The 5,920-nt window shown below is 38.9% G+C and carries 7 protein-coding genes and 1 pseudogene; 4 read left to right on the plus strand and 4 right to left on the minus strand.

Translation table 11 applies throughout. The features are described from left to right. Positions 1-67 precede the first annotated feature (67 nt). The 4 genes and pseudogenes from C3Z13_RS08500 to lptM form a co-directional block, all read right to left on the minus strand. A pseudogene (locus C3Z13_RS08500) lies at positions 68-444 on the minus strand (hypothetical protein). After that, complete coding sequence (locus C3Z13_RS08505; protein WP_146256890.1) at positions 440-865, minus strand: hypothetical protein; 426 nt, start codon at positions 863-865, stop codon at positions 440-442. Before C3Z13_RS08505 ends, C3Z13_RS08500 begins: the two are co-directional and overlap by 5 nt. Before the next feature lie 155 nt (positions 866-1,020). Continuing rightward, on the minus strand, positions 1,021-2,271 hold the full coding sequence (gene lysA, locus C3Z13_RS08510) for a diaminopimelate decarboxylase (RefSeq protein WP_103855635.1): 1,251 nt from the start codon (positions 2,269-2,271) through the stop codon (positions 1,021-1,023). 10 nt (positions 2,272-2,281) lie between these two features. Next, positions 2,282-2,401: an LPS translocon maturation chaperone LptM gene (gene lptM / locus C3Z13_RS13035; RefSeq protein WP_391484921.1), complete on the minus strand. Its 120-nt coding sequence runs from the start codon at positions 2,399-2,401 to the stop codon at positions 2,282-2,284. Between the two features lie 147 nt (positions 2,402-2,548). Here lptM and cyaY point away from each other — a divergent pair, with 147 nt between their 5' ends. The 4 genes from cyaY to C3Z13_RS08530 all read left to right on the plus strand — a co-directional run bounded on the left by cyaY (position 2,549) and on the right by C3Z13_RS08530 (position 5,793). Then, complete coding sequence (cyaY, locus tag C3Z13_RS08515) at positions 2,549-2,857, plus strand: iron donor protein CyaY (protein WP_103855636.1); 309 nt, start codon at positions 2,549-2,551, stop codon at positions 2,855-2,857. 64 nt (positions 2,858-2,921) lie between these two features. Beyond that, positions 2,922-4,757 (plus strand): DNA helicase RecQ, encoded by a 1,836-nt coding sequence (gene recQ, locus C3Z13_RS08520; protein ID WP_103855637.1) that lies wholly within the window; start codon positions 2,922-2,924, stop codon positions 4,755-4,757. A 351-nt stretch (positions 4,758-5,108) separates the two neighbouring features. Then, positions 5,109-5,336, plus strand: a complete 228-nt coding sequence (locus tag C3Z13_RS08525) for a hypothetical protein (protein ID WP_103854296.1) — start codon at positions 5,109-5,111, stop codon at positions 5,334-5,336. 235 nt (positions 5,337-5,571) lie between these two features. Continuing rightward, complete coding sequence (locus C3Z13_RS08530) at positions 5,572-5,793, plus strand: hypothetical protein (RefSeq protein ID WP_103854297.1); 222 nt, start codon at positions 5,572-5,574, stop codon at positions 5,791-5,793. The last annotated feature ends 127 nt before the right edge of the window (positions 5,794-5,920 follow it).

Here is a 5,920-nt window from a genome sequence, read left to right on the forward strand (position 1 = left end):
ATCTACTACAGCCCCTTACTTTTTATTGGAACGTTATAAAAATCTTTGGAATTGTACTATGTTAACCCTAAATTCCACACCAAAATCGCAGTGTTTTTAGCAATTCTTTTGGTGTGCCAAAGTTAAACCGAAATTCACATTCTTTCAAGGATAACGGAAAAGATTTCTTGTTAATTCCGTTATATTTTCTTAGTGCTCGTTTAGACTGACTCCAAAAATTTTCAATCCCATTATTAATATGATTTTTACATCTACTAAATTGGCATCTTGAACTAAATGGTCGCTAATCACCCCTCTGATCTTACGATAAAATAAGGCGGCAGAATTAGGAGTAATTTCTAGTAAATTTGCTGCTGAACGGGCTGTCATTTCAAGCACAAAAAACTCTAGCAGTTTTCTCTGTATAAATTTCTTTATTTTTATATAACTAACATAACTGTTAATCTAATACAGCCCCTTCTTTTTTATCTAAAGAATAATTTTTCTTAACAAAGCGGAGAATTTTAGTATAAAAGAAGCTCAATATTACACCTAAAATAATAAAATAGATTAAGGCTAAAGACGTATCCAAGCTATATTTTTTACTCCAAAAATAGCATAGATAAAAAATCATTAAACAACAAGCAAAATAAAACAAAAGTACATTACGGCCTTTTGCATTTTCATTAAATGGATTATTCGGTTTAATGGTATTTTTATTAATATATAAGGTAGAAAAGTAAACAATAGAAAGTAAAATAATGAGCGATAAAAGTACAAACTCAAGCTCATAGCCTGATACCCAGCCTGATTTTTCAACACGCCTAATCATCATACCACTAAATCCTATTATCATCATATTTAAACATTTTAAGTGTTTTTTCATTGGGTTACCTTAATAATTATTTGAAGGAAAAATTCAGCAAAATCGCACCGCACTTTATTTTAGCAATATAAATTTTTACATTCTATTTTGAGCGATATAACGTTCATCAAAACCTAAAAAAATAACCCACAAAAGGTGGGTTATCTCTATTATTTTTACGGCAATACACTTTCTAGCTGCCATAATTCAGGGTAGGTTTCGCGGCGTTTGATAAGATGCGCTTGATCGCCGTCCACCATCACTTCAATGGCTCTTGGGCGGGAATTATAGGTGGAAGCCATACTTGCACCATAAGCCCCCGCTGAACGTTGGGCGATGAGATCCCCTTGGGCGATCGCCAGTTCACGCTGTTTGCCTAAGAAATCAGAGGTTTCGCAAATGGGACCCACCACATCATAAACTTTTGTTTCACGCGGTAGGCTGCGATCCACTTCAATAATATTCATATAGGCTTGATACAACGCAGGGCGAATCATATCGTTCATTCCCGTATCTACAATGGCGAAATTACGGCTTTCATTGCTTTTTAGGTATTCTACTTTGGTGAGCAAAATCCCTGCATTGGCGGTGATCGCACGCCCTGGTTCAAGAATAATTTCCAAGTTTGGATAATCTTTTAATTTAGCTAATAACGCTTTTGCATATTCACTTGGGTGCGGTGCATTTTCATCTTTATAGGTTACGCCTAAGCCGCCGCCTAAATCTAAATGTTTTAGTTCGATGCCATCTTGAGCAAGCTGCTGCATTAGCACGATCAAGCGATCTGTGGCATCAAGGAATGGTTGAATTTCCGTGAGTTGTGAGCCAATATGGCAATCCATTCCGGTGATTTTGATATGCGGTAATTGGCTTGCAATGCGATACACTTCACGCGCTTCATCAACGCTCACGCCAAATTTATTTTCTTTCAATCCTGTGGAAATATAAGGGTGCGTGTGCGCGTCTACGTCAGGGTTCACGCGCAAAGAAATTGGCGCGATTTTATTTAACCGCCCTGCGACTTCATTAATGCGGTAAAGCTCGTCAAGGCTTTCAACATTAAAGCAACGAATGCCCACGTTTAACGCACGCTCAATTTCTTGTTCCGATTTTGCAACGCCAGAAAACACCACTTTGCTTGCATCACCGCCCGCTGCAAGGACGCGTTCTAATTCCCCTTGCGAAACAATATCAAAGCCCGATCCTAGCTTCGCCATAATGTTCAAAATGGCTAAGTTCGGGTTGGATTTCACCGCGAAGCAAATAAGGTGGGGGTGATCGCCTAAGGCGTTATCAAAAGCGTGCCAGTGGCGTTCAAGGGTCGCACGGGAGTAAATATAAGCGGGTGTGCCGAATTGCTGGGCGATTTCAGCCACAGGCACTTGTTCTGCCATTAATTGATTCTCTTTATACTGAAAAAAATCCATTACCAATCCTTTATTGTTGTTGTGTTTGTGCGTTATCTTTTTCTGGGAAATACAGTTGGCCTTTCACGCCGCAGCCCGTGGCAGCGAGGGTGATCACCCCTAAAGTTAAACATAAAATCAGTTTTTTCATTGGTGTTTCTCTTGGTTTTTGTGCTTAGATGATAAATCTTATGTATAGTAACGATATTTAGAGAAATTTCTATTCTTTTTTGCACTTTGTATAAATAGCAAAAACTCTCTATAATTCCGCCTTACCTATTTCGCTTATGGAAAAATTATGAACGTTACAGAATTTCATCAAAATATTGAGCAAGTTTGGCTCAAAATTGAAGAACAATTAGAAGAGCAAGATTGCGATGTGGATTGCGACACGCAAGGTTCGGTGTTTACTATCACCTTCCCTGATCGTAGCCAAGTGGTGGTAAACAAGCAAGAGCCATTACTTGAACTCTGGCTTGCCAGCAAAGCAGGCGGTTTTCACTTTGCGTTTAAAGATGGCGAGTGGATCGCTAATGATGGCAAATTATTCTGGCAATGCTTGGAAGAAGCCTGTCGCGTACACGGCGAGCAAGTGCATTTCGCCTAATGGCTCATTTCATCAATAAACAAAGTGCGGTGCGGCGTTTTTAACCAATTTTTCGCAAAAAATAATGGAAAAAAACACCGCACTTAAGGTTTTGAACGAGGTTTTTGGTTACCAATCTTTCCGCAACGGACAAGAAGAAGTGATCAACGCCGCCCTTTCACACCAAGATAGCCTTGTGATTATGGCAACGGGAAACGGAAAATCCCTTTGCTATCAAATTCCTGCGCTTTGCTTTCCGGGGCTAACCTTAGTGATTTCTCCGCTGATTTCCTTAATGAAAGATCAAGTGGATCAACTGCTTGCCAACGGAATTGAAGTGGATTATCTCAATTCCACACAAACCTTTGAGCAGCAGCAAATTGTACAAAATAAGGCGATTTCAGGGCAGCTCAAATTGCTTTATATTTCGCCCGAAAAGGCGATGACAACCAGTTTTTTCCAATTTATTTCTCATTGCCAAGTGAGTTTTATTGCCATTGATGAAGCCCATTGTATTTCCCAATGGGGACACGATTTCCGCCCTGAATACACCCAACTTGGCGGCTTAAAACGTTGCTTTCCCAACGCACCGATAATGGCGCTCACTGCCACCGCAGACAGTGCCACAAGGCAAGATATTTTGCACCATTTGCAACTGGATAATCCGCATATTTATATCGGCAGTTTTGATCGCCCAAATATTCGCTATACCTTGGTGGAGAAATTTAAGCCAATGGAGCAGCTATGCCAATTTGTGCTAGGGCAGAAGGGCAAAAGTGGTATCGTTTATTGCAACAGCCGCAACAAAGTGGAGCGCTTGGCGGAAAGTTTGCGCAAAAAAGGCGTGGCAGCACAAGCCTATCACGCAGGAATGGAAGCGAGCCAGCGCGAGCAAGTGCAGCGTGCCTTTCAGCGCGATAATGTGCAAGTGGTGGTGGCTACCGTTGCCTTTGGAATGGGCATTAACAAATCTAACGTGCGATTTGTGGCGCATTTTGATTTGCCGCGCAGTATCGAGGCGTATTACCAAGAAACAGGGCGCGCAGGGCGTGATGACTTACCTGCCGAAGCGGTGCTGTTTTACGAGCCTGCCGATTATGCGTGGTTACAAAAAATGCTGCTGGAAAAACCAGAAAGCCCGCAGCGCCAAATTGAACAGCATAAATTAGAAGCCATTGGTGAATTTGCCGAAAGCCAAACCTGCCGCCGTTTAGTCTTGCTGAATTATTTTGGCGAACATCGCCAAGCACCGTGCAAAAACTGCGATATTTGCCTTGATCCGCCGAAAAAATATGACGGCTTAATTGACGCACAGAAAGTGATGTCCACCATTTATCGTGTGGGACAAATGTTCGGCGTGCATTATGTGATCGGCGTGCTGCGCGGAATGCAAAATCAAAAAATTAAAGATAACCAGCACGATCAGCTCAGCGTGTACGGCATTGGCAAAGACAAAAGCAAAGAATATTGGCAATCGGTGATCCGCCAACTGATTCATCTTGGGCTTGTGCAACAAGTGATGAATCAATTTCATTCGGTGTTACAACTGACGGAAAACGCGCGCCCAATTTTGCGTGGTGAACAGCCCTTAGAGCTGGCAATGCCAAGGGTTTCTTCCATTATGACCGCACAAAGCGCACAAAAAAGTGCGGTGCAAAATTATGACAAAGATCTCTTTGCTCGCCTGCGTTTCTTACGCAAACAAATTGCCGACAAGGAAAATATCCCCCCTTATATTGTGTTCAACGATGCTACCTTGCAAGAAATGGCACAATATCAACCCACCAGCAAGCGCGAAATGCTACAAATCAACGGCGTGGGCGCAACCAAATTAGAGCGCTTCGGACAGGCATTCCTGCATATTATCCAAGAGCATAAATCGCTCAGCGCAAAAAAACAGCCAACCGCTGAAATTATCTAATGAAAAATGAACGATTAATATCGTTTTAAGATCATCTGTAATAGCCTCATATAAATACTAGCCCTCCTATAGACAAGCTAAGAGAGCTAACTGGAAAAAGGTTAGCTTCTTGTAATTCTTTTACATAAAATAACAAAAGTAAAATATTTTTAACACTGAATTATTCTACTATATAACTAACCATATTCTTCATCACATCTATAAAGTTTAATTTTCCTTAATAAAATTTCTTAATTTTGTGATTTAGATCACATATAAAACACTTGATAATGAATAAGATAATCATTATCATTTACTTGACCTTTTATAAAGGTCTTTGAAAATAAGTAAAATTACATAGGAGAAAAGACTATGAAATCTTTAAATAATGAAGAATTACATCACATAAATGGCGGTTCATTTAGCTTTTCTGGCTTTGGTGCCCATTCAAGATGGGGTAATTATGGGAGAGTTTCGGGAGGCTATACCTTTAAACCAACATCAAATATTTCTGTTACTCCAAGTGTAACAGTAAGCAAATTCCCAAGTGAAAAACCCAAAATTACTGGAGGTGGTATTAATATATCTATAGGGTTTTAATGATGAATATTCTTAGAAACATCTTAACTTTACTCAGTTGTATTCTATTAATTTCTTGTACATCTATGTTATCCAAGAAAAATGAAGAATATGATTTTAATAAAGGTAAATGTTTAAATTATTCACGCCATATAGAAATGAATTATCAGAATGGTACAATTAAATTCTCTGATCCAGTTTTACAGGAAATTAGATACAATGAATGTATGAGAAAGTAAAAAATAGGAGAAATTTTATGAAAAAATTAAACACTGACGAAGTACAATCAATTCATGGTGGGATGTGGGGATATATAGCCAGTGCTTTTGGTGGTTTGGCTTTAAATGAGATATTCCTTAACCCTCTAAAGAATGCCACATATAAACACTATAATAAGGAAAATGAGAAACTAGTAAATAGTTTTAATTCTAATCCTGACAAATTTATAAGAGAAAATACTTCATTTTATGGAGATTAATTTTAATTGAAAATAAAGCATCATATGCTTATGTGATGCTTTATTACTTAGGAGAAACTATGAAAAAATATATATTCCCAACACTTATGTTTTCATTTTTTTTCTTTTTCTTATCAACTTTTATTTA

Origin of the sequence: Avibacterium endocarditidis, from assembly GCF_002921145.1 — a bacterium.
Classification (GTDB): domain Bacteria; phylum Pseudomonadota; class Gammaproteobacteria; order Enterobacterales; family Pasteurellaceae; genus Avibacterium; species Avibacterium endocarditidis.

Excerpts from the sequence above, each read along its gene's own strand:
- C3Z13_RS08530 (WP_103854297.1), top strand. The coding sequence starts at position 5,572 with ATGAAAAAATTAAACACTGACGAAGTACAATCAATTCATGGTGGGATG.
- lptM (WP_391484921.1), bottom strand. The coding sequence starts at position 2,401 with ATGAAAAAACTGATTTTATGTTTAACTTTAGGGGTGATCACCCTCGCT.
- C3Z13_RS08505 (WP_146256890.1), bottom strand. The coding sequence starts at position 865 with ATGAAAAAACACTTAAAATGTTTAAATATGATGATAATAGGATTTAGT.
- cyaY (WP_103855636.1), top strand. The coding sequence starts at position 2,549 with ATGAACGTTACAGAATTTCATCAAAATATTGAGCAAGTTTGGCTCAAA.
- C3Z13_RS08525 (WP_103854296.1), top strand. The coding sequence starts at position 5,109 with ATGAAATCTTTAAATAATGAAGAATTACATCACATAAATGGCGGTTCA.
- lysA (WP_103855635.1), bottom strand. The coding sequence starts at position 2,271 with ATGGATTTTTTTCAGTATAAAGAGAATCAATTAATGGCAGAACAAGTG.
- recQ (WP_103855637.1), top strand. The coding sequence starts at position 2,922 with ATGGAAAAAAACACCGCACTTAAGGTTTTGAACGAGGTTTTTGGTTAC.